Source organism: Verrucosispora sp. WMMA2121, from assembly GCF_027460185.1.
In the GTDB taxonomy this organism is placed as follows: Bacteria; Actinomycetota; Actinomycetes; order Mycobacteriales; family Micromonosporaceae; genus Micromonospora; species Micromonospora palythoicola.
This window is the reverse complement of sequence record NZ_JAPZBH010000006.1, coordinates 438,250-457,915: the sequence shown is the minus strand read 5'-3', so window position 1 is coordinate 457,915 and position 19,666 is coordinate 438,250. Positions and strand designations below refer to the sequence as shown.

The window sequence follows — 19,666 nt, the reverse complement described above, 5'->3', positions numbered from 1 at the left end:
GTTCTCCTCGGTTGGCAACACGAGTAGACCACCTACGTCAGCCCTTGACTACCCAACGCTACCCATGGGAGGTTGGCGAGGAGGTCGATTCCCTCGGTTGGCGCTGTTGGGCCGTCCTCGCCGACGTGGATGTCCGGCGCATCCCCCGCGCTCGGGCATCCACGTCTTCCAAGCAGCTGCGGCACAAGGAGGTGGCAAGTGCTCCCTTCGCCATGGCCGAGAGGAACGATCATGGGTCGGGCGCGCAACGAGCCGGTCAATCGGGTCTCCTACGACGAGTACGTCCTAGCCGCCGCGCTGACCCTCGCCCGCCGACACCGGCCAGTGTGGTCCTGGCAGCACTGGCGGCGCATCTGCCGGTGCGGAGCCGAACTGCCGTGCCGTGCTCGGCACCGTATTCCGATCAACCGGGGTCACTGGCCGCAGGAGGACGAGCAGTGACCGGCGGGTCGGAGCGGATGATCCTCGCGGTGCACGTCCGAGGGCTCGACGGGATGTGTGTCGGCTGTCGGGCGTGGTGGTCGCGGCTGGCCCCGTACCCCTGCTGGCAGGTGGATTGGGCGACGAGTCGGCAGGCCCGCGCGAGCGTGGCCCGGTTCCTGGGTGGTGTGCGTTGACCACCCACGGCCCGGTGTTGCCGATCTGGAGCTGCGGTGGCTGCGACCTGCCCTGGCCGTGTCCCACGCGGCGGCGGGAGCTGCGCGCGGAGTACGCAGGCGCACCGGTGTCGCTGGCCCTCTACCTCGGCGGCTATCTCGTCCGGGCCGCCGAGGACATGCCCTGGGCACCCGCCGGAGCGCTGCACCGCCGCTTCATCGGCTGGACCAGGCAGCCGTCGGAAGTACAGCAGCGAAGTACAGCAACCGTGCCGACCGAACGCGACCGACACGCGCCCCACCGGGCCGGATGACCTCGTATCAAGCCCGATCCGACCGGCTTGCCGAGAGTTCACACCGAAGAGGTCACTGGTTCGATCCCAGTATCGCCCACCATCTATACGTGCAGGTCAGATGCTCGTTGCCGGAAGGGTCGGTAACGAGCTTCTTGGCTATCACCCCTTAAATTGGGAGCAGTTTGGGAGCAGGCTGGCGATGACGCCGGCCGGTCCCCAGCCCGCCATTCCGGCGGCCGACGAGCGCGCGGTCGCTGTTGAGTGCGTGTTCGAGAAGGTCTGTTGTGGACGGCGTTGCGGCGTGACATGCACCGTTGGTACGGGCAGGGTGGCGCGGTCTCTGCGCGCCGTGACTACCCCTCCGACCTGGCCGCCGCCCAGTGGGCGCGATCGAGCCGCTGTTGCCGGAGCCGAACGCGGACGACCGCAAAGAGAAGCATCCGCGGCGGGAGATCGTCAACGCGATCCCGCGGCCGGACGACCGGGTGACTCGTTCTGCCTAACGCTCCGCATGGTGTCCGCCCCGTGCCGTTGGTTGCATGAACCCACGACCTGATCGACCGCCCGGTGGTGGTCAGCAGATCCGTCGGTGATGCGAGAACCGGGCCGCGATGCCAGCCGGCAGGTGACCCACCGCCTCGTGCCCGTCACCGGCCCATCTAAGCACTGGGAGCAGCACATGTCTGGAGTAGCAAGACGTACGGTGTTCGTCGGCTCGGCGGCAGTCGTGGCCACCGGCGTCCTCACCGCCGCGATCGGCGGACCGGCCGCAGCCGGTCACGGCTCGGAGGCGAAACCCACTGTCGTCCTGGTCCACGGCGCGTTCGCCGACGCCTCCGGATGGAACGAGGTCGTGCGTCGGCTCACCCGTGAGGGATATCCGGTGCTTGCGCCGGCGAACCCGCTGCGCGGCGTGGCGTCGGATTCGGCCTACCTGGCGAGCATCCTGGCTACCGTGTCAGGACCGATCGTGCTGGTCGGCCACTCCTACGGCGGTGTGGTGATCACGAACGCGGCGACCGGAAACCCGAACGTCAAGGCCCTGGTCTATGTCGCGGCGTTCGCGCCGGACGCCGGTGACACCGTCTTCGCCCTGCAGACGCAGTTTCCGGGGACGAAGCTCGGCGAAGCCCAGTTGGACTTCCGGCCGTACCCGTCGGCGGACGGCGGCAGCGTCGACGGGTACGTGAAGAAAGCGGCCTTCCGCGAGGTCTTCGCCGGTGACCTGCCCCGGTCCACCACGGATCTGATGTGGGCGACCCAGCGGCCGGGTGACGTGCACACTCTGCAGGAGCCGTCCGGGGCCCCGGCTTGGAGGGGGGTCCGATCCTGGTACCTCGTCGCCCGCGACGACAACCTCATCCCGGCGGCAGCCCAGCGATTCATGGCGAAGCGTGCCGGCGCCCGGACTGTCGAGGTCCGCGCCTCGCACGTCGCGATGATTTCGCAGCCGAAGATCACCGCCGATCTGATCACACTTGCGGCCCGCGCCACCGCCTGACCACGCGGCACCTCTACCTCATCCGATGCATGATCGAAAGGACCAGAGCATGCCGTTCGTCGCGATGTTCGACGGGACGCAGATCTTCTACAAGGACTGGGGCAGCGGCCGCCCGGTGGTGCTGTCGCACGGCTGGCCACTGAACTCCGACAGCTGGGAGGCCCAGCAACTGTTCCTCGCCGGCCACGGCTACCGGGTCATCGCTCACGACCGGCGTGGGCATGGCCGCTCGACGCAGACCTGGCACGGCAACGAGATGGACACCTACGCCGACGACCTCGCCGCGTTGATCGAGCACCTTGACCTCCGCGACGCGACTCTGGTCGGGTTCTCCACCGGCGGCGGTGAGGTCGCCCGGTACATCGGTCGCCACGGCACCGCGCGGGTCGCACAGGCGGTGCTGGTCTCCGCCGTGCCGCCGTACATGGTGCGCACCGGCGACAATCCCGACGGGGTGCCCGTCGGGGTGTTCGACAGCATCCGCGCCGGTTCCCTGGCGGACCGGTCACAGCTGTACAAAGACCTGGCCGACGGCCCGTTCTTCGGCAACAACCGCCAGGGCGCCAACGTCTCGGCGGGCATCAGGGACGCCTTCTGGCTGCAGTCCATGGCCTCGGGACATCGCAACGCGTACGAGTGCATCGCCGCGTTCTCCGCCACCGACTTCCGCGAGGACCTGACCAGGTTCGACATTCCGACGCTGGTCATCCACGGCGACGACGACCAGGTCGTGCCGTTCGACGTCGGCGGCAAGGCGTCCGCGGCACTGGTCAAGGATGCCGAACTGATCGTCTACGCGGGCGCCCCGCACGGCATCACCGACACCCACAAGGAACAGCTCGGTCAGGATCTGCTGGCCTTTCTGAAGGAGTACGGCGCATGAGCGTGATCGTGCTGGTGCATGGGCTGTGGGTCACCCCGCGCAGCTGGGAGCACTGGATTCCGTACTACGAGGCTCGGGGGCACACCGTGATCGCGCCCGCCTACCCGGGCTTCGAGGCGGAAGTGGAGGCGCTGCGTGCCGATCCCACCCCGATCGCCGCAGTTACCGTCCCGGAGGTGATCGCCCACCTGGAGAAGATCATCACCGCGTTGCCGGAGAAACCGATCATCATGGGTCACTCGTTCGGCGGCACGCTGACCCAGCTGCTCCTCGACCGTGGGCACGGTGCCGCAGGGGTGGTCATCGACTCCGCTCCGCCGGAGGGAATCCGAGTCACCCCTCCGTCACAGATCAAGTCTCTCTTCCCGATCCTCAACAACCCCGCCAAGCGGCACCAAGCGGCCGGGTTCACCCACGAGCAGTGGCACTACGCGTTCACCAACACGCTGTCGGAGGCGGACTCGCGGGCGGCCTACGACCGTTATGCCATCCCTGCCCCCGGCAGCTGGGTCTGGGCATACGGGCTGATCGCGAACTTCAAGCCCGGCAAGCAGGAGACGTGGGTCGACTTCCGCAACCCCGACCGGGCACCGCTGCTGTTCATCGCCGGCGGCGCGGACCACATCATGCCGCCGTCGGTCAACCGCTCCAACGCCCACCATTACCGGGGCGAGGGCACCGTCACCGACTACATCGAATTCCCCGGCCGCTCCCACTGGACCTGCGGCGAAGCCGGCTGGGAACAGGTCGCGGACACCGCCCTCGACTGGGCCGTGCGCCACTGCCGATGAATCCGACAGCCACCATTCGTGTCACCCACATCGGCGGACCCACCACACTGATCGAAATCGGCGGATGGCGGCTGCTCAGCGACCCGACGTTCGACGCCCCCGGCCGAAGGTATGCCTTCGGCTGGGGGACGTCCTCGCGGAAACTGGCAGGGCCGGCGGTGACCACGTCGGCACTGGGCCGGGTCGACGCGGTGTTGCTCACCCACGACCAGCACGGGGACAATCTCGACGACGCCGGCCGGGCGCTGCTGCCGAGCGCAGGCACCGTGCTCACCACGATTCCGGGCGCCAGGCGCTTGGGCGGCATCGCCGAGGGCCTTGCCGCGTGGTCGACCACGACCCTCCGCGCCGAGGGCCGACCCACGCTCCACATCACCGCCACGCCGTGCCGGCACGGGCCGCCCCTGAGCGGGCCGATCGTCGGCGACGTCATCGGGTTTTCGTTGCGCTGGGAGGGGCAGCGACACGGCGTCGTGTGGATCTCCGGCGACACCGTCCTGTTCCGCGGCCTCCGCGAGGTCGCGGAACGCCTCCGGGTCGGCATCGCGCTCGTCCATCTCGGCGGGGTCCGATTTCCCATCACCGGCCCGGCGCGCTATTCCATGACCGGCCGTGACGCCGTCGAACTCTGCCAGGCCATCCGACCGAACACCGTGATTCCGGTGCACTACGAGGGCTGGAAACACTTCCGGCAACATCGGAAGGCCATCGAGCGCGAGTTTGCCGGCGCGCCAGAGGACATCCAGCGCAGTGTCCGCTGGCTTCCGATCGGTGTCGCCGCCGACATCGCCATCTGACCGGTCCGCACCGGCCGAGCCGCTCCTTCGCCCTCGAACAGTCGGGCGACGGGGCGGTTCGTCGCGGGTGAGGAGCCAACCTCGGGACGGGCGGTAGACGGCAGGTGACTCCGAACTTCAAGCTCGAGTCGGGGCGATCCGGCGAGACGGCACGGCGCAAGAGCCTCAGCGAGGTTCCGGTTGATCAGGCCGCGCCGAAAGAATGACTGGGCGCGGCACGCATCTCGTGGTCACACTGTCGTCCCAGTGACACGTTTGGAGGCGCGATGTCCGACGTACCGTTCGGATCCCGGCTGCGGGCGTTGCGGCGCGCGGCGGGGTCGACGCTGGAGGAGCTCGCTCAAGCGTCCGGCGTGAGCATCCGCGCGATCAGCGACATGGAGCGGGGGCACACAGGCGCACCCCAGACGCGGACGCTCGCGGCCCTGGCCAGGGCGCTCGGGTTGAATTCGGACGAACGCCGGCAGCTCGACGAGGCCGCTCGTGCCGGGCGATCGATTGGTGGGGCGGGATCGCCACGGCTCGGTGGACTGCCCCGGTTGGTCCCGGACTTTGTCGGGCGGACGACGGAATTAGACCTCGTCCGTCGGCACGTCGCAGTCGACCACGGTCCCCCGCCGGTCGTGGTCGTACACGGGCAGGCCGGTCTGGGCAAGACCACGTTCGCGGTACGGGCCGCCGACGAGTTGACCGCCCGCTTCCCCGACGGTCACTTCTACGTCGACCTACGTGGCACCGAGACACAACCGATGGCGGTCGGTGAGGCGCTGTCCCGGTTGCTGCGGGCGCTCGGGGTGAACCCGCGACGCATCGGCGGCACCGACGAGGAGCGCTCCCGTCAGCTGCGGGCGGTCCTGCACGACCGGCGGTGCCTGCTGCTGCTCGACAACGCCGCCAGCGAGGCGCAGGTCCGACCGTTGTTGCCCGGCCCCGCCCCCGGCCTCGTCCTGGTGACGAGTCGCCGGACGCTCGGCGGCCTCGACGGCGTCCTGCGCATACCCCTGACACCGCTCGCGCCGGCCGAGTCGGCGCAGATGCTCGCTGCGATCGCCGGCCAGGCCACCGACCCCGCCGTGACGAACGAGGTCGAGGATGTCTCCCGACTGTGTGGGTACCTGCCGCTCGCGTTGCGGATCGCCGGCACCCGGCTCGCCACCCGCCCCGGATGGACCGTCGCGCATCTGGCCGCCCGGCTGTCCGACGCCGACCGCAGGCTCGCCAACCTGGTCGCGGGCGATACCGGGATCGCGGCCGCCTTCGCGCTGTCCCATGCCCAGCTGTCCGGTGACGCACAGGAACTCTTCCGCCGACTCGCGCACGTGCCGGGCGTCGACTTCGCACCACCGATCGCCAGCGTGCTCAACGGGACGAACCTGTTCGACGTCACCGACGGACTGGACGAACTCGTCGAACTCGGCCTGCTCGAACTCTCGGGGACGGACCGGTACCGCTTCCATGACCTGATTCGGCTGTTCGCCCGGGAGCGGCTGCACATCGAGGAGGCGGCGGGTACCCGCTCCGTGACCGCGAAGCGGATGACCGACTGGCTGTTGGAGACCGCGATCGTGGCCGGACGATGGTTCGAACCGGCCTACGGCTCACTGCCGGACCAGTGGACCGGTCTGGTCGCCCTCGCCTCGATCGAGGAGGCGGGCGCGTGGCTCCAGGCCGAGGCCGACAACTGGCTCGGCGCCCTGCACGCCGCGGCCGACGCCGGCGAGCACCAGCTGGTCGTCGACGTCGCCGAGGCTATGCACTGGTTCTCCGACTCGATGCTGGGCTGGCCCGGCTGGTACGAGGTCTACGGCCTTTCCCGGGCGGCGTCGGCACACCTGCCCGACCGCCACCAGGAGGTCACCCACCTCAACTACCACGCGTGGGCCGCCACCTACACCGTGCACAGGCCGGACGAGGGCGCCGCGACCGCGATGGAGGCATACCAGCTCGCGGTCGAGATCGGCGATGTCAAGGAACAGGGGTGGGCGTTGACCTACGCCGCTCACTCCTGGCGCCTCGGCGGGCAGCCCGACCGGACGCTGTGGGCCTACCAGCAGGCACAGGAGCTCGCCGACAGCGTCGGCGACCATGACGCGTACGTGACCGCACTTACCGGGATCGGCCTTCTGTCCATCGACCTCGAGCGGTACGACGACGCACTGACGCATTTTCGTCACCTGCTGCGGGAGGTGGAACAACGGCCCCTCGGGCCGAGACCAGCCGTGGCCTACCTTGCCATCGCCCACACCTACGCATCTTTGGTGCTGATGGAGCTGGGGCGCGGGCAGGAGGCTCTCGGTGAGGCCGAACTGGCGCTGCCATCGGCGGTCGAGGTCGGCGACGCTGCGTACGTCGGCCGGGCGTACCTGATGCTCGGCCGGGCCCGTGCCGCGCTGGGTGCACGCGTCGAGGCACGGCGCGACCTGACTCAGGCAGTCGAGCTGCTGGAAGGCCGCATGCCGGAGAAGTACGAGGCGATGGCCCGGTCGGAGTTGGCCGCCATGCACGAGTGAGGCCCTTGAGAAGGCACCACCCAGCGGATCGGCCGCGCTCGGGGCGGCAACGCGGGTGCGACGATGAGCGCGGCAGGCCGGGCCCACGAAACAGTGCGGCGGTTCACTGACCCGACGGCGATATCGACCCCGGATGGAGGTCACGTCACGTGCCGAACACTCACGACCACGCGGACTCCCTCGATCTCCTACCCGAGACCCACGATGGGCGGACAGATCGGAATCCACTGCCCGAGACGTCCGCCGCCGCTGCGGTCGACGACGTCATTGCGCTCACCGTCGGGGCCGAGAAAGAGCACGACCCGGCGCCTGAGGCCGCCGACGGGCCGCGTCGCGGTCCGCTGCATGACGACGCCGGATTCGGCCAGGAACTGCGTACGCGACGTAAGCGAATCGGATTGACGATCGAGGGTTTGGCCGAGGTATCGGGCATCAGCGTCCGAGCTATCAGTGACATGGAACGCGGACTCAGCCGAGCCCCACTCCCGCGTACGGTGGCCGCCCTCGCCGAGGCCCTCGGTCTCACCCCCACCGCCAGCGAGGCATTCGTGACGATGGCCCGAGCGGGCCGCCGCACGGCGGTGACCGGCCGACCCCGTGCAGGTGACCTGCCACGCCCGAACCGCGAATTCATCGGACGGCAGCGTGAACTCGGCCAGATCGCCCACCGCTGCGCGAATCTGACGATCGGCGGCGCCGCGTTGGTGGCTGTCGTGTACGGTCCACCCGGAGTCGGCAAGACCGCGTTCGCGCTCCGGGTCGCCGAGGAGCAACGGGACCTCTTCCCCGACGGGCGGTTCCACCTCGATCTGAGCGGTGCCGGTGGGGCAGCCTTGGCGGTCGGCGACGCGCAGACCCGACTACTGCGGGCGTTGGCAGTGAGCCCTCGGCGGATCGCCGGTGACGACGACGAGCGTACCGGCCAGCTGCGTGCGATCCTGCAACAACGGCGTTGCCTGATCGTCCTCGACGACGCCGCGAACGAGGGCCAGATCCGGCATCTCCTGCCCGGCGCAGGCCCGACCATGGTGATCGTGACGAGCCGACGCGCCCTCGGTGGTCTGGAGGCGGTCCTGCGGATCGGTCTGGCGCCGTTCACAGCCGAGGAGTCGGCGACGTTCCTGCGCACCGTCGTCGACGCGGAGGGTTGTTCCACCCAGGAGATCGATGCCGTCTCGCGCCTGTGCGGCCACCTTCCGCTCGCGTTGCAGATCGCCGCCGCGCGGCTGGACGGCCGGTCGGGCTGGTCGATGACCCGCCTGGTGAAAGAGCTGTCCGACAGCGATCGCCGTCTTGCGGTGCTGACGCCTGACGGCGCCGGGGTCGAGGCCGCGTTCATGGTGTCGTACCAGCAGTTGCCGGAGCCGACGCGGACCGCCTTCAGGCGGCTGGCGCACACCACGACGGCCTCCTTCACCATCGCAACGGCGACAGCACTGACCCAGCTCGGGCCGCACGACGCCGAGCAGGTGCTGGAGGAACTCGTCGACCTGGGACTGTTGCAACCGGGCGGGCCCGAACAATACCGACTCGACGACCTGATCCGATTGTTCGCCACCGCCCGCCTGCGCGCCGAGGAACCACCGACGGAGCGGACGACGAGGGGCGGCGGCTGACCGACTGGTACCTGGACACCGCCGCCGCAGCACGGTGGTTCGACCCCGGGTGGGGCAATCCGCCGAAGCCTGGGCGGGACCCGGTTGCGCCGCGCGGCGTCGAGCAGGCCCGGCAATGGCTACGGACGGAACGTGACGGCTGGCTCGGACACTTCGACGGGCAGCCATGGCAGCGACGCACCAGCGGCTGGTCGACGTCGCCGAGGCGCTGCGCCGGGCGGTTCCGCACCGAGCCGTGGACGCAGCGCCTAACTCTCTGATGCCTTGTGGTGTCACGCGCAAACGACCGAGTCGGCGGAGGAGGTCTAGGTTTGCGCGACCGTACATCTGTCGCTTGATCGTTTTGATGTGGTTTTGACCTGGCCTTCGACCGTGCCCTAACTCCACGGTTTTCCGAGGCTGGCGACACCGGTGTCGCGGTCGCCGGCCAGGCCGGCGGCGGTCGTCGTCGGTGAGTACTCGCTGAGGCAGGCATCGACGTCGAGGCGTTGTTGGAGCGCCGTGGCGTCGATGAAGCAGCTGGCGAGTGGCGCGACTGGTGATCAATGCCCGTCATGTTGAGCGGTGAACCAGCTTTGTCGGCGGCATGCACGCCCTGACAATCACCTCATAACACCTGTCTGGGCATGGGCTGGAGCGCGGAGGGCACGCAGATACCATCGATGTCCGTTCAGGGTCAAGGTACGTGCTCCTGCCGCGCATCGAGCCGGCGCCGGAGTTGTCACGTCATCTGGGAGGCTTCCAGATCGTGACGGGTGAGGGCGGCGTGGAGTTGTAGCGCCTCGGCTGCCAGGTTCTCGCGACCGCCTTGTTCACGGTCGATGGCGCAGACCACGGTGTCCACCTGGGCGCCGATGGCGCGCAGCTGTCCGCACGACGCCAGCAGGGCGCCTCCGGTGGTCACGACGTCTTCGATCAGAACGACCCGCCGCCCGTTCACGGGACCGCCTTCGGCGACCTTGCTGGTGCCGTACTCCTTGGCATGCTTTCGTACGAAGACCGTGGGCAGCCCGGTCAGTTGTGACATCACGGTGGCGAGGGGGATGCCGCCCATCTCCATCCCCGCCAACACGTCGCACTCCGGCAGCAGCGCCACCATCGCCTGCGCGACCTCGCGCAACAGATCCGGCTCTGCCTCGAACAGGTACTTGTCGAAGTACTCCTCGCTGACCTGCCCGGAGCGCAGCCGGAACCGTCCGGTCAGATGGCAGGTGTCGTAGACGCGGCGCGCGAGCGGGTAGGTCACCCGCTCAGCCTCGCATCCGGGCCTGGATCGGGAACACCGCGCCGGTGGCAGCATCGTCGTCCTGAGCCCCTCAACGTGTACGCGCAGCTGGCCGCCGAGCGAGCGGGCGGGTTAGACATTCTGCTCGTCGAACGGCTCGTCACTCCACCGCCACCACGCCTCGTCGCCGTCAAGGTGGAGAAGAAACTCAGGAACCTCCTGGCCATCCGGGTACCGAAGCGTGACGGCGTTCCGGACGGTCTCGTACGCGTGCTCCCAGGACTCGACATCCTCATCGATGCCGTCGAGCAGCCGCAGTTCCTCGGCGAACAGCGGCCGAAGCTCCGCCAGTCCTTCTCTCGGGTCGACACGAGCGTTCAACCACGGGAAGTCGCCACCGGTCACCACGAGCTCAGCAAGTACCCCGCCGTCGTCGCGTCGGTGCAGCGTCCAAGCGCCACCGTAATGATCACTCACGATGACGACATTAGCGACCGTGGAAGCGTCCCTGCTGACCTGCCCGGCTTCGCCACTGGTCGCACCTCGGCCAGCAGATGCACGAAGCTGCCGCCGATGGTGCGCCGTTGGCCATCTGCCCTGTGACGCTCGCTCGGGTGGTCGGGCTCCATACCGATGGAGTGGTGGTCGTGAACGGTTGTAGACCCAGGCGTTGGAGGAGGGTCGGCTGTCCTTGGAGGAGTCGACCAGGAGGTAGGTGATGCCCTGGTCGGCGGCGATCTGCGCGCGGCGGGCGACCAGCGCGCGGTAGATGTCCTTGCCTCGCCAATGTCTGAGGATCGAGCCGCCCCACAGGGTGGCGACCTCCGTACCGGGGAGCATGACCAGCCAGGCCGCTGATACGACTTTGCCTGCGGCCTCTGCGAGGAGACGACGATGTTCTCTACGGCACTCTGATGCAGGCAATACCCTCCCACGTGGCGGCGTTCACCAAGGCCGGCGTGACCTCCGACATCGCCGCGACGAGGATCGCCAAAGCAGTGACCGACGCCAGGCCCCGCACCCGTTACACCATCGGCGCAACGGCTACCCTCCTCATCCGGGCCTCCCGCATCCTCCCCGACAAGATGCTCGACCGGATGACGACCTCCGACCTCCGCAAGCACTACCCGCCCGAGAACCGTGACCGAACGACCACTACACGGTGAGCACATCTGCCACCGACGGTGCGCGTGGTACCTCAGCACGCTGGTCACGCTGAGTACCCGTCAGTCTCGGCGTTGTTCCTTGGGAGCCGCGCCGAAGCTACGCGTGAAGACGGGCCGGCCGACGACGCGGTCGACCACCGGGGATCGGGGAGCAACGTGGGAGCAGTCGGGCGCGTTCAACGGCTCTGAACCGCGCCCAACGGCATCGAATGGCACTTAACTGCACCCACCACGACCTGCGGGTTCTCGTTTCTGTAGGTCGCGGTGGGTGCCGCGTCCTGCTTCACACCGAAGAGGTCACTGGTTCGATCCCAGTATCGCCCACGCAGCTCAGGCCACTTCCCAGCTCCGGGAGGTGGCCTTTCTGCTGCCTGAGCAGCGGTCCGACCCTGGGAGCCTCGTTCGTGCCGGGCGAGGTTGGGTCAACTGTGCCACTGTGGCGGTGTCCGCCGGGGGTAAGCCGTGACACGAGAGCCGACCCGGTCTGTTCCGGCAGCGCCCGTACGACCCGTCAAGGCCCGCTTGACGTGGGGGCCGAGCGGCGGCCCGCTTCCCTGCGGTATGGCTCGAACCCGCTACGGTGGCATCGCTCAACCGGGACCGTGGCACTGGTGGATGGACCTCCGGCCCGTCCCGGACGAGAGGCTGTGCAAGTCTGATCAACGATGTGATGGGGGATCGCTGGTGGGACAGCGGCACGTGCGGAAGATGTTGCGGAAGATGGCCAGCGGGCAGCCGGTGGAGGTCGAGCAGGTGGCCACGTTGCGCTCACTCGCCTATATGGCCGCTATTGCCGAGCAATTCGGTTACGCGTACACGGACACACGGCAGCGACACCGCAACGGACCGCAGCTGTTCCTCGTACCCGACCCCCGTCCGCAGGCCCGCGAAAGGGCCGAGCGGAACCGAGTGCAGTACCCGGATGCTTCCACCGGGGGCGCACTGCCCCCCGTGCCCGCCGACGTGCTGGATCTGTTCAAGGCCCGTATCAGCTACGACCTGGAAGGCTGGAACGACGACAAGCAGCGAACGTGGTTCCTCTATGTCGTCCTCACCGTGCTGTGCGCGATCCTCGGTGTGTGGCTCGGGCTGGGTGGGACGTCCCCCACCGCCGCCGCGGCTATCGCCGCCGTCGCCTGGGCGGCGCTGATGTCTGTCACCCTGTTTCTGGTCTCCATTCGTCGACGCCGACGGGCCAAGTTCGCTGCGATCCTGGAGGCGGCCGGGTTCACGCAGACGACTGAGCAGAGCGGCCGGGAGCGGTATCTGCCGCTGACGTACCAGTAGGCCGCACAACCGGCGATCACGAACAGGGTGCGGGGTCCGCGTATCGGTCGCGTGGTTCAAAGCCGGTGCGGTGGCCGTCTGCCTACTACTCGCTCAGCGTTGATCTCGCTGCTTTCTGCGCGAAGACGCGTCCTCAGGCGAACTTCCGTGCGGTGGATTCGAGCCTCTCGCGGTAGGCGGCCCACCACGCCTCGTCGCCCTCGACCACGTTGTCGCCGGGCTTCCGCCAGCCGACCTGGCCGTCGACCAGTTCGCGCACGATGTCGGCGTGCCCGGCGTGCCGGTTCACCTCGGCGAGCACGTGCACGAGGATGTGGTGAAGCGTCACCGGCGTGTGTTCCCACCATCGCACCGAGCCGGGCGCGTCGATCGAGAGCGCCTCGATCGTGGCGTCGGCGTGTGCCCAAGCTCGGTGCCACAGGCCGATGATGTCGTCGCGGGACTCGTCGGCTGTGGCCCACATGTCCACGTTCGGTTCGGCCTCCTCGTTCAGGCCCGCGACGGGTTCGGGAAAGGGGCGGTCGAACACCTCGCCGAAATACCCGGCGGTCACCGAGGCCACGTGCTTGACCAGCCCGAGGAGGTTCGTCCCGGTCGGCACGAGCGGGCGCCGTACGTCGTACTCCGACAGCCCGTCGAGCTTGCCGAGCAACGCCTCGCGCGCCTCCCGCAGGTACCGATGGAGATTCGCCTTGGCGTCGAGGTCCGTCATGCCGCCCAGGATCTCACCGCCGCGCCGGCCGCGATGCCCGGTACGCCCGCGTGCTGGACCGCAGCGCTGTGGCAGCCGCGTGAACACTGGTTACCGCTACTGTCCGTCCGACCGATGAGAGTCGGCTCTCCGTTTACCGCCCACGTCGAGACTGAACTGCCCCGATCTTGTAGAGACTCCCGCCGTCCACAGCTAGTCGCACTGAAAGGCAGTTGTCGTGAAGCAGGCACCGGTTGTCCTCAGCCCGTACGACCCGCGGTGGGCTGTGCTGTTCGAGCAGGAGCGGGTCAGCCTCGAAGCCGCTCTGGGACAGTGGCTGGTCGGGCCGGTTGAGCACATTGGCTCCACGTCGGTTCCCGGTCTGGCAGCGAAGCCGATCATCGACATGATGGCACCGGTGCGGAGTCTGTCCGCGGCGGCAGCCGCCATCGAGGTGGTGACCGCTCTTGGTTACCGCAACGGCGTGCACCGTCCGGAGGAGGCGCACTACTTCTTCAAGCCGGAGACCGACAACTGGTGGGAACGTACCCACCAGCTTCATCTCACCGAGCCGACCTCCCTGCTCTGGCTGCGGCGGGTCGCCTTCCGCGATGCGCTCCGGTGCCGGGCGGACTACCGGTCCCGGTACGAGCAACTCAAGCGCGATCTCGCGCAAGCTCACGGCGCCGACCTGACGGCCTACGCCCGCAACAAGGACGACTTCGTCAACGAGGTCCTCGGCGTGCGCGACAGGACGCAAGCGCCGACCGTCAGTTACCCCCGGAACCCGTGACGGCCTCCGACACCCGACGGATGAGGCCGAGCGGATTCTCGGTCCAATGGGAGGTGAGGACCAGTTCCCGGGACGGATCCACCCACAGCAGATGCCGTCCACCGCGAGGGCCTGCTACGCATCGGCGACCGCATCATGATCGCCGCCTGACACGGCAGCGACAGGGTCCTGCCAGCGGTAGAGGTCGCGCAGCAGGCAGATCTCGGCGCCATGATGGATCAGCTCCCTGTTGACGTGCAGGATCCTGTTCTCCATGGGAAAGCGCTCGGGACCCAGCGTGGGTGGATTGTCCAGGTCAGCGTCCGACAGGTCGCGAACCCCCGCGTGCCATCTCCCATACATCTCATCGAGCTGTTCCAGTGCCTCGTCGGCGGTTCCCGCGTAGGCGAATGTCTCGGAGTCGACGTGCTGGCCGCCGAAGTACCATCCGACGCGATAGCCCAGACACGAGACGATGACGTGCGCCAGCCGCCAGGCAATCGTGGTCACCGGCGCCGGCACCGGGCCATGGGTCACCTGGTCCATCGTCCACTCGACCGCATCGTCCGACATCGGCGCGGCCGACGTGCCCCGTGGACGGAGACTCCAGCAGCCCCGCACCGGCTCCCAGAAGTACTCCTCGTCGGTAAGACCCTCGAGCCGCGGCCGCAGGTTCTTGCGCCAGTACCAGTCCAACTGCTCCGAGAGCCGCTCGCCTCTTGCCACTTCCGCACCCTACGTACAACGGAGACCTGGCGGACGCCGGGCGCATGTCTGCCGTACGCCCGGTCCGTGCGGGTCGTCGCCGTCGCCCGCTTCGCGTCAGTCGAACAGCCGGTCGAGCGCTTCCTGTTCGAGGTCGCGCCAGCGCCGGGCGTCCTTCAGTGCCTTGGCGATCTCCTTCTCGTCGAGGTGGTGGGCGCCCTCCTCGCGGATGCACGCGACGTTGAACGGCCCGCCGACCGACGGCGAGGTCAGGTCCAGCGCCTCCAGCACCCGGATCACGCCGACCACGCCGTACTCGACGGTGCGCCTGGTCAACCGGAGGTGGGACAGCAGCGCGCCGGCCTGCTGGGCCATTGGCGCCCCGGAGCCGATGGCGTGGAAGCCGACGTCCTCGTAACGGCCGATGAGCCCGTTGGGGTTGATCTCCACGATCCACGGCGCGCCCTGGCTGTAGCCGGCGGCGAGCAGGTACGAAGACACCCCACCGCCGTCGCCCTCGCCGGGCACGTCCGGGATGTAGTTCTCGTAGTGCTTCTTGAAGACGGGCAGGACGCGCTCCTGCAACTCGTCGCCGATGTCGGGTGCTTCGAGGATGGCGGTGGCCGAGTCCTCAAGGAGGGGCCGCAGGTCGTTGAGTACTCCCCGCGCGCCGCTGCCGCCCCAGGCGGCGCAGGAGCCCAGTGGGTGCAGCTTCCGGGCGGGGAAGCTCAGGCCACGGTCGCTGTCGGTGATCTGGGAGTCCGCGCCGATCACCACCCCGTCGCTGCAGACAACGGCGAGTACGACGGTCATGGGATCCTCCTGGGCGGGGGTGCGGGGTTGGGGCGCGAGGTACCCGTCAATCCGCCTGCCTACACCCCGACCGGCGCCGGTGAGGTAGGTCGGTAGCGTTGGGCGTAGCGCGGAGTGGATCGAGGCGATGGAGACCGTGCCGGACGGCGACGTGGATGACGAGCTGGTGTTGGGCGCTCTGGAGTGTTACGAGCGCGCGGTGCGCCGGGTGGCGCGGGACTTCGCCCGGCGGGGCGCCGTCATCCAGCCGATCGGGGTGTACCTGGACACCCTCGACGTCCTGCTTGTGTGCTACGGCAGGCGTGGACAGGCGCACCGGGGCAGCGTGGGCAGCCTCCGGGTGACCGGCGAGCTGGAGCTGGCGGTTGTCGAGCTGGCCGACCTGCTGCAGGAGGAAGAGTTCGATGAGGGCGACACTGCCTGGCCCGGATGTCTGCCCGGCCACTCGCACCCTCCGAACGCAGCCCTCGTTGACGGGGTTGCCTGCTGGCAATGCCCGAAGAGCCACGCGTCGGTCTCGCCGATCGGTTAGCCGGCTGGATCACTTCGGGGCTGGGCTCCAGATGCCCCGGCGCGCACGGCTTCCGCTTGTCCTACTGCACCGGCGAGACGCCCGGCTGGAGTGTCCGGGGTGGATCTCCGTCGTCCGAGTTCGTCGACGGCGGTGTCCCGGCCGAGTCGATGACACCAGGCTGCGGTCCCGGCTGGAAGGCCACATCGGTGACGTCGGCGGCCAGCTCGGTGAAATCGGTGCCGTACGCGGCGGGCTCGACGATTCGCAGCACCAGTGCGAACGGCCGGTCGGCGCCGAACCGCCGGTACAACTCGGGGTGGTACCGGGCCAGGTAGCGGGCGCCGGCGAGGTTGCTGCCGGCGGTCAGGCCACCGATGAAGAACACGGGGCGTCCACCGACCGGCCCCCAGAAGCGGGCGAGCAGGGCGTAGCTTGTCTGTGGACTGTAGACGTATTCGGTGCCCCCGACGGTGAACGACAGTCGACGCTTCTCCTCGTCGAAGACCTCGTACGTCACGCCGCGGAGGATCGCGCGTACGTGGGTGACGCTGCGCGGGCTCGCGCCGCCGGGGCCGCCGACGCAGAACTCGGTCAGCCGGCCGATCTCCCCGGTCGGTTGGTTCTCGCCGACCCGGTCCGCACGGGCGCCGCATTCGCGGGCGATGGTCGCCAGTTCCACGAGCGCGGCGACGTCGCGGCGGTGCACGCTGAACTCGCGCGGCGACGAGGCGTGCCGGGACACCACCAGCAGGCAGCTCGCTCCGGCGGCGAGGCCGAAGAAGGCCCGGGTCCGGTTCAGCTTGCGCCGACGTAACAGGAACCCCGAGAGCCAGACGGCCGTACCGGCGATGACGCTCGCCAGCAGGTTGATCAAAAGGTCACCCACGCGTTGATGATGTCCGATCCGGTCATGCCACGATCAGCGGCGGGGTAGCACGCCCAGCAGGGTCGCGGTCAGGGCCAGCTTCAAGGCGTCCTCCAACTCCAGGTGGAAGCGGGCAAGGCTTGGTTCGGCCTGGTAGGCCGCCTCCAGGCTGGGTGGGGGAGTGGCGTACGCCGCCAGCGAGCCGGCCATGACCAGCGTTTGCAGGCCGAACAGCTCCACGTTCTCGTCCAGCTCCGGCAGCTGCCGCTGGATCAGTTCGGCCATGGTGGCCAGGTGGGCCAGGGAGGCGCGCTTGTGGCGAATGGCGACCTCGACGGAGACGTTGTGTTCCAGGACGCTGCCCTGCGCGCCGAAGAGGTCGCACAGCACCACGCGACCGGAGAGTGAGCGGCTGAGGATCTCGGCCACCGCTACCGCCCGCTCGGCCATGGGTAGCTTCGCGTCGATGCCGTTGGTCAGCGCGGCTGTGAGGTCGGCCAGCCACTCCGCCAGGAAGCGGTCCAGCAGTTCCAGCAGCACCGCCTCGCGGGACTCGAAATAGCGCAGCACGTTCGGCTTTGCCAGACCCGCCCGGCGGCTGAGTTCGTTGAGCGTGACCGCGGCCACCGGCATCTCGTCGAGCATCGCCGACGCTGCGTCGAGGATCGCCCGTCGGCGAATCTCCCGCTGCTCCTCGGTACGCGCCCGCTGGAATGTCACGATCGCCATCCTAGCTTACGTACCGCCGGTACGTTGACAACGTACCGATAGTACTTTAGCGTCGTGGGTACAAGATACCTCCGGTACGTAAAGGGAGACTGGCATGGGCGAGAAGTGGACGACGGCGAACGTTCCGGACCAGCGCGGGCGGGTGGCCGTGGTGACCGGGGCCAACACCGGGCTGGGGTACGAGACCGCGAAGGCGCTCGCCGAGCGCGGGTCGGCCGTGGTGCTCGCCGTCCGCGATGTCGGCAAGGGTGAGCGGGCGGCGGCCCGGATGACCGGCGACGTGACCGTGCAGGAACTGGACCTGACCTCGCTCGACTCCGTGCGGACCGCGGCGGCGGCACTGCGCTCCCGGTTCGACCGGCTCGACCTGCTGATCAACAACGCCGGCGTGATGTACACCCCGAAGCAGACCACCCGGGACGGCTTCGAGATGCAGTTCGGCACCAACCACCTTGGCCACTTCGCGCTGACCGGCCTGCTGCTCGACCTGATGCTGCCGGTGCCCAATTCCCGGGTGGTGACGGTCAGCAGCGTCGGTCACCGCATCCGGGCCGCGATCCACTTCGACGACCTGCACTGGGAGCGGTCGTACGGCCGGGTCGCCGCCTACGGCCAGTCCAAGCTGGCGAACCTGATGTTCACCTACGAGTTGCAGCGCCGGCTCGCCCCGCACGGCACCACGGTCGCGGTGGCCGCGCACCCCGGCGTGTCCAGCACCGAACTTGCCCGTAACAGCCCCGCAGCGCTCCGGATTCCGCTCACCTGGCTCGCACCGCTGATCACCCAGACACCGGCGATGGGCGCGCTGCCGACCCTGCGCGCCGCCACCGATCCCGCCGTGCTCGGCGGCCAGTACTACGGTCCCGGTGGACACGGCGAGGTCATGGGCCACCCCCGGCTGGTCACCTCCAGCCCGGAGTCGTACGAGGTGACCGTCCAGCAGCGGCTGTGGGCCGTCTCCGAAGACCTCACCGGAGTCACGTTCCCCGTCGTCGAGCCCAGGCAGAACGTCTCTCCCGCCGACTACCGCTCCTGACCTGCCTCGGCGATGAGCCGTGACGACGTGGCGGCATCGGTGGCGAACTCGCTGGCCTGGGACAGCGCACTCTGGAGTTGCGCGAGCCGGTCGGGCTCCTCGACGAGCTGAATGCTGCCGTCGAAGCCGTACACGAAGGCGAGGCTTCCGTGGTCGCCGATCGTCATGACGGCGAAGGACGGTGCGGCGACGAATCGGGCGGCGGCGGTGCGGGGGATGATGCGGACCGATGGTGCCGCCGCCAGCCGCCGTAGTTGGGTGGCCAGCACCGAGGCGCCGCCGACCTGGCGGTGCAGCACCGCCTCCTGGATCAGGAAGGTCGTCCGGACGTGTCCGGTGCGACGGACCAACCATTCCTGACGCTGGATCACGGAGGTGGCCACGTCGTCCGTCACGACCTGGTCGCCGAGTCGGACGGGTGCGAGCGCGGCGGCGTACTCGCGGGTCTGCAGGAGGTCGGGAATCCACGTGGCGGCGTAGACGTCGATGGTGGTCGCGGATCGTTCGAAGTGGGCGACCTGCTCGAACATCGTACGGACCGACGACGGCATGTGGAAGATCCGCCGGTCGTGCCGGGAGCGTGCGATGAGCGCGAGCCGCCACAGTTCGTCGAGCTGCGCCCGGTCGTCGACGCGGTAGAGGGCGAGCAGCGCACGCATGTCGATGGCGCTGACCCCGATAGCGCCGCTCTCGATGCGGATGACCTTGGACAGCGACCAATCCATCTCATTGGCCACCTGATCCTGAGTGAGCAGGCGTCGCTCGCGCAGCCGGCGGAGGCGGGTGCGGATCAGCCAACGTGCCACCGCGGGCGTTGGTTCCTCCTGATCCAGGGCGTGGTCAGGGTGGTGGCGATCGGGCATCATGGAAGAC

Annotated in this window: 21 protein-coding genes and 1 pseudogene; 14 read left to right on the top strand and 8 right to left on the bottom strand. The window is 68.8% G+C overall.

Annotated elements, in window-relative coordinates; all coding sequences use genetic code 11:
- The first annotated feature begins 212 nt into the window (after positions 1-212).
- The 9 genes and pseudogenes from O7605_RS11025 to O7605_RS10985 all read left to right on the top strand — a co-directional run bounded on the left by O7605_RS11025 (position 213) and on the right by O7605_RS10985 (position 8,990).
- Complete coding sequence (locus tag O7605_RS11025; RefSeq protein WP_269739102.1) at positions 213-617, top strand: hypothetical protein; 405 nt, start codon at positions 213-215, stop codon at positions 615-617.
- On the top strand, positions 614-910 hold the full coding sequence (locus tag O7605_RS11020; protein WP_269739101.1) for a hypothetical protein: 297 nt from the start codon (positions 614-616) through the stop codon (positions 908-910). Before O7605_RS11025 ends, O7605_RS11020 begins: the two co-directional genes overlap by 4 nt.
- A 288-nt stretch (positions 911-1,198) precedes the next feature.
- A pseudogene (locus O7605_RS11015) lies at positions 1,199-1,359 on the top strand (transposase); the annotation flags it as partial.
- A 212-nt stretch (positions 1,360-1,571) separates the two neighbouring features.
- Positions 1,572-2,393 (top strand): alpha/beta fold hydrolase, encoded by an 822-nt coding sequence (locus tag O7605_RS11010; RefSeq protein ID WP_269739100.1) that lies wholly within the window; start codon positions 1,572-1,574, stop codon positions 2,391-2,393.
- A 49-nt stretch (positions 2,394-2,442) separates the two neighbouring features.
- The gene (locus O7605_RS11005) at positions 2,443-3,276 is read left to right on the top strand and encodes an alpha/beta fold hydrolase (protein ID WP_443083911.1); all 834 of its coding nucleotides are present in this window, start codon (positions 2,443-2,445) and stop codon (positions 3,274-3,276) included.
- Positions 3,273-4,067, top strand: a complete 795-nt coding sequence (locus tag O7605_RS11000; RefSeq protein ID WP_269739098.1) for an alpha/beta hydrolase — start codon at positions 3,273-3,275, stop codon at positions 4,065-4,067. Before O7605_RS11005 ends, O7605_RS11000 begins: the two co-directional genes overlap by 4 nt.
- Positions 4,064-4,864, top strand: a complete 801-nt coding sequence (locus O7605_RS10995; RefSeq protein WP_269739097.1) for an MBL fold metallo-hydrolase — start codon at positions 4,064-4,066, stop codon at positions 4,862-4,864. Before O7605_RS11000 ends, O7605_RS10995 begins: the two co-directional genes overlap by 4 nt.
- Positions 4,865-5,130: 266 nt before the next feature.
- The gene (locus O7605_RS10990) at positions 5,131-7,374 is read left to right on the top strand and encodes an ATP-binding protein (protein ID WP_269739096.1); all 2,244 of its coding nucleotides are present in this window, start codon (positions 5,131-5,133) and stop codon (positions 7,372-7,374) included.
- Positions 7,375-7,523: 149 nt separating this feature from the next.
- On the top strand, positions 7,524-8,990 hold the full coding sequence (locus tag O7605_RS10985; RefSeq protein ID WP_269739095.1) for a helix-turn-helix domain-containing protein: 1,467 nt from the start codon (positions 7,524-7,526) through the stop codon (positions 8,988-8,990).
- Between the two features lie 721 nt (positions 8,991-9,711).
- Here O7605_RS10985 and pyrE read toward each other — a convergent pair.
- The gene (gene pyrE / locus O7605_RS10980; protein ID WP_269739094.1) at positions 9,712-10,236 is read right to left on the bottom strand and encodes an orotate phosphoribosyltransferase; all 525 of its coding nucleotides are present in this window, start codon (positions 10,234-10,236) and stop codon (positions 9,712-9,714) included.
- Positions 10,237-10,347: 111 nt separating this feature from the next.
- Positions 10,348-10,692 carry a hypothetical protein gene (locus tag O7605_RS10975; protein ID WP_269739093.1) on the bottom strand — a complete coding sequence of 115 codons (345 nt, stop codon included), beginning with the start codon at positions 10,690-10,692 and terminating at the stop codon, positions 10,348-10,350.
- Positions 10,693-11,150: 458 nt separating this feature from the next.
- On the opposite strand from O7605_RS10975, the gene O7605_RS10970 reads away from it, so the two are divergent.
- Complete coding sequence (locus tag O7605_RS10970) at positions 11,151-11,381, top strand: hypothetical protein (protein ID WP_269739092.1); 231 nt, start codon at positions 11,151-11,153, stop codon at positions 11,379-11,381.
- Positions 11,382-12,101: 720 nt separating this feature from the next.
- Positions 12,102-12,668 (top strand): hypothetical protein, encoded by a 567-nt coding sequence (locus tag O7605_RS10965; protein ID WP_269739091.1) that lies wholly within the window; start codon positions 12,102-12,104, stop codon positions 12,666-12,668.
- A 133-nt stretch (positions 12,669-12,801) separates the two neighbouring features.
- On the opposite strand, the gene O7605_RS10960 is transcribed toward O7605_RS10965, so the two are convergent.
- Positions 12,802-13,380 (bottom strand): DinB family protein, encoded by a 579-nt coding sequence (locus tag O7605_RS10960; protein WP_269739090.1) that lies wholly within the window; start codon positions 13,378-13,380, stop codon positions 12,802-12,804.
- 217 nt (positions 13,381-13,597) lie between these two features.
- On the opposite strand from O7605_RS10960, the gene O7605_RS10955 reads away from it, so the two are divergent.
- Complete coding sequence (locus tag O7605_RS10955; RefSeq protein WP_269739089.1) at positions 13,598-14,152, top strand: GrpB family protein; 555 nt, start codon at positions 13,598-13,600, stop codon at positions 14,150-14,152.
- 114 nt (positions 14,153-14,266) lie between these two features.
- On the opposite strand, the gene O7605_RS10950 is transcribed toward O7605_RS10955, so the two are convergent.
- Both O7605_RS10950 and O7605_RS10945 read right to left on the bottom strand, forming a co-directional pair.
- Complete coding sequence (locus O7605_RS10950; protein WP_269739088.1) at positions 14,267-14,857, bottom strand: DinB family protein; 591 nt, start codon at positions 14,855-14,857, stop codon at positions 14,267-14,269.
- 96 nt (positions 14,858-14,953) lie between these two features.
- Positions 14,954-15,649 (bottom strand): proteasome protein, encoded by a 696-nt coding sequence (locus O7605_RS10945; RefSeq protein ID WP_269739087.1) that lies wholly within the window; start codon positions 15,647-15,649, stop codon positions 14,954-14,956.
- Between the two features lie 127 nt (positions 15,650-15,776).
- Between O7605_RS10945 and O7605_RS10940 the strand changes: the two genes are divergently transcribed.
- On the top strand, positions 15,777-16,181 hold the full coding sequence (locus tag O7605_RS10940) for a hypothetical protein (protein WP_269739086.1): 405 nt from the start codon (positions 15,777-15,779) through the stop codon (positions 16,179-16,181).
- Positions 16,182-16,242: 61 nt separating this feature from the next.
- Here the strand turns inward: O7605_RS10940 and O7605_RS10935 are convergent, their stop codons facing one another.
- The gene (locus tag O7605_RS10935; protein WP_269739085.1) at positions 16,243-17,049 is read right to left on the bottom strand and encodes a hypothetical protein; all 807 of its coding nucleotides are present in this window, start codon (positions 17,047-17,049) and stop codon (positions 16,243-16,245) included.
- Positions 17,050-17,082: 33 nt separating this feature from the next.
- Positions 17,083-17,757, bottom strand: a complete 675-nt coding sequence (locus O7605_RS10930; RefSeq protein ID WP_269739084.1) for a TetR/AcrR family transcriptional regulator — start codon at positions 17,755-17,757, stop codon at positions 17,083-17,085.
- A gap of 94 nt (positions 17,758-17,851) precedes the next feature.
- Between O7605_RS10930 and O7605_RS10925 the strand changes: the two genes are divergently transcribed.
- A complete protein-coding gene (locus O7605_RS10925) occupies positions 17,852-18,793 on the top strand; it encodes an SDR family NAD(P)-dependent oxidoreductase (RefSeq protein WP_269739083.1) in 942 nt (313 codons plus the stop codon).
- Here the strand turns inward: O7605_RS10925 and O7605_RS10920 are convergent.
- Positions 18,781-19,659 (bottom strand): DUF5753 domain-containing protein, encoded by an 879-nt coding sequence (locus tag O7605_RS10920; RefSeq protein WP_269739082.1) that lies wholly within the window; start codon positions 19,657-19,659, stop codon positions 18,781-18,783. The genes O7605_RS10925 and O7605_RS10920 overlap by 13 nt on opposite strands.
- Positions 19,660-19,666 lie beyond the last annotated feature (7 nt).

Bases quoted from the DNA above. Each gene is read 5' to 3' on its own strand.
- O7605_RS11025 (WP_269739102.1), top strand. From the start codon at position 213: ATGGCCGAGAGGAACGATCATGGGTCGGGCGCGCAACGAGCCGGTCAA.
- O7605_RS11010 (WP_269739100.1), top strand. From the start codon at position 1,572: ATGTCTGGAGTAGCAAGACGTACGGTGTTCGTCGGCTCGGCGGCAGTC.
- O7605_RS11005 (WP_443083911.1), top strand. From the start codon at position 2,443: ATGCCGTTCGTCGCGATGTTCGACGGGACGCAGATCTTCTACAAGGAC.
- O7605_RS11000 (WP_269739098.1), top strand. From the start codon at position 3,273: ATGAGCGTGATCGTGCTGGTGCATGGGCTGTGGGTCACCCCGCGCAGC.
- O7605_RS10995 (WP_269739097.1), top strand. From the start codon at position 4,064: ATGAATCCGACAGCCACCATTCGTGTCACCCACATCGGCGGACCCACC.
- O7605_RS10990 (WP_269739096.1), top strand. From the start codon at position 5,131: ATGTCCGACGTACCGTTCGGATCCCGGCTGCGGGCGTTGCGGCGCGCG.
- O7605_RS10965 (WP_269739091.1), top strand. From the start codon at position 12,102: ATGGCCAGCGGGCAGCCGGTGGAGGTCGAGCAGGTGGCCACGTTGCGC.
- O7605_RS10960 (WP_269739090.1), bottom strand. From the start codon at position 13,380: ATGACGGACCTCGACGCCAAGGCGAATCTCCATCGGTACCTGCGGGAG.
- O7605_RS10945 (WP_269739087.1), bottom strand. From the start codon at position 15,649: ATGACCGTCGTACTCGCCGTTGTCTGCAGCGACGGGGTGGTGATCGGC.
- O7605_RS10940 (WP_269739086.1), top strand. From the start codon at position 15,777: ATGGAGACCGTGCCGGACGGCGACGTGGATGACGAGCTGGTGTTGGGC.
- O7605_RS10930 (WP_269739084.1), bottom strand. From the start codon at position 17,757: ATGGCGATCGTGACATTCCAGCGGGCGCGTACCGAGGAGCAGCGGGAG.
- O7605_RS10925 (WP_269739083.1), top strand. From the start codon at position 17,852: ATGGGCGAGAAGTGGACGACGGCGAACGTTCCGGACCAGCGCGGGCGG.
- O7605_RS10920 (WP_269739082.1), bottom strand. From the start codon at position 19,659: ATGATGCCCGATCGCCACCACCCTGACCACGCCCTGGATCAGGAGGAA.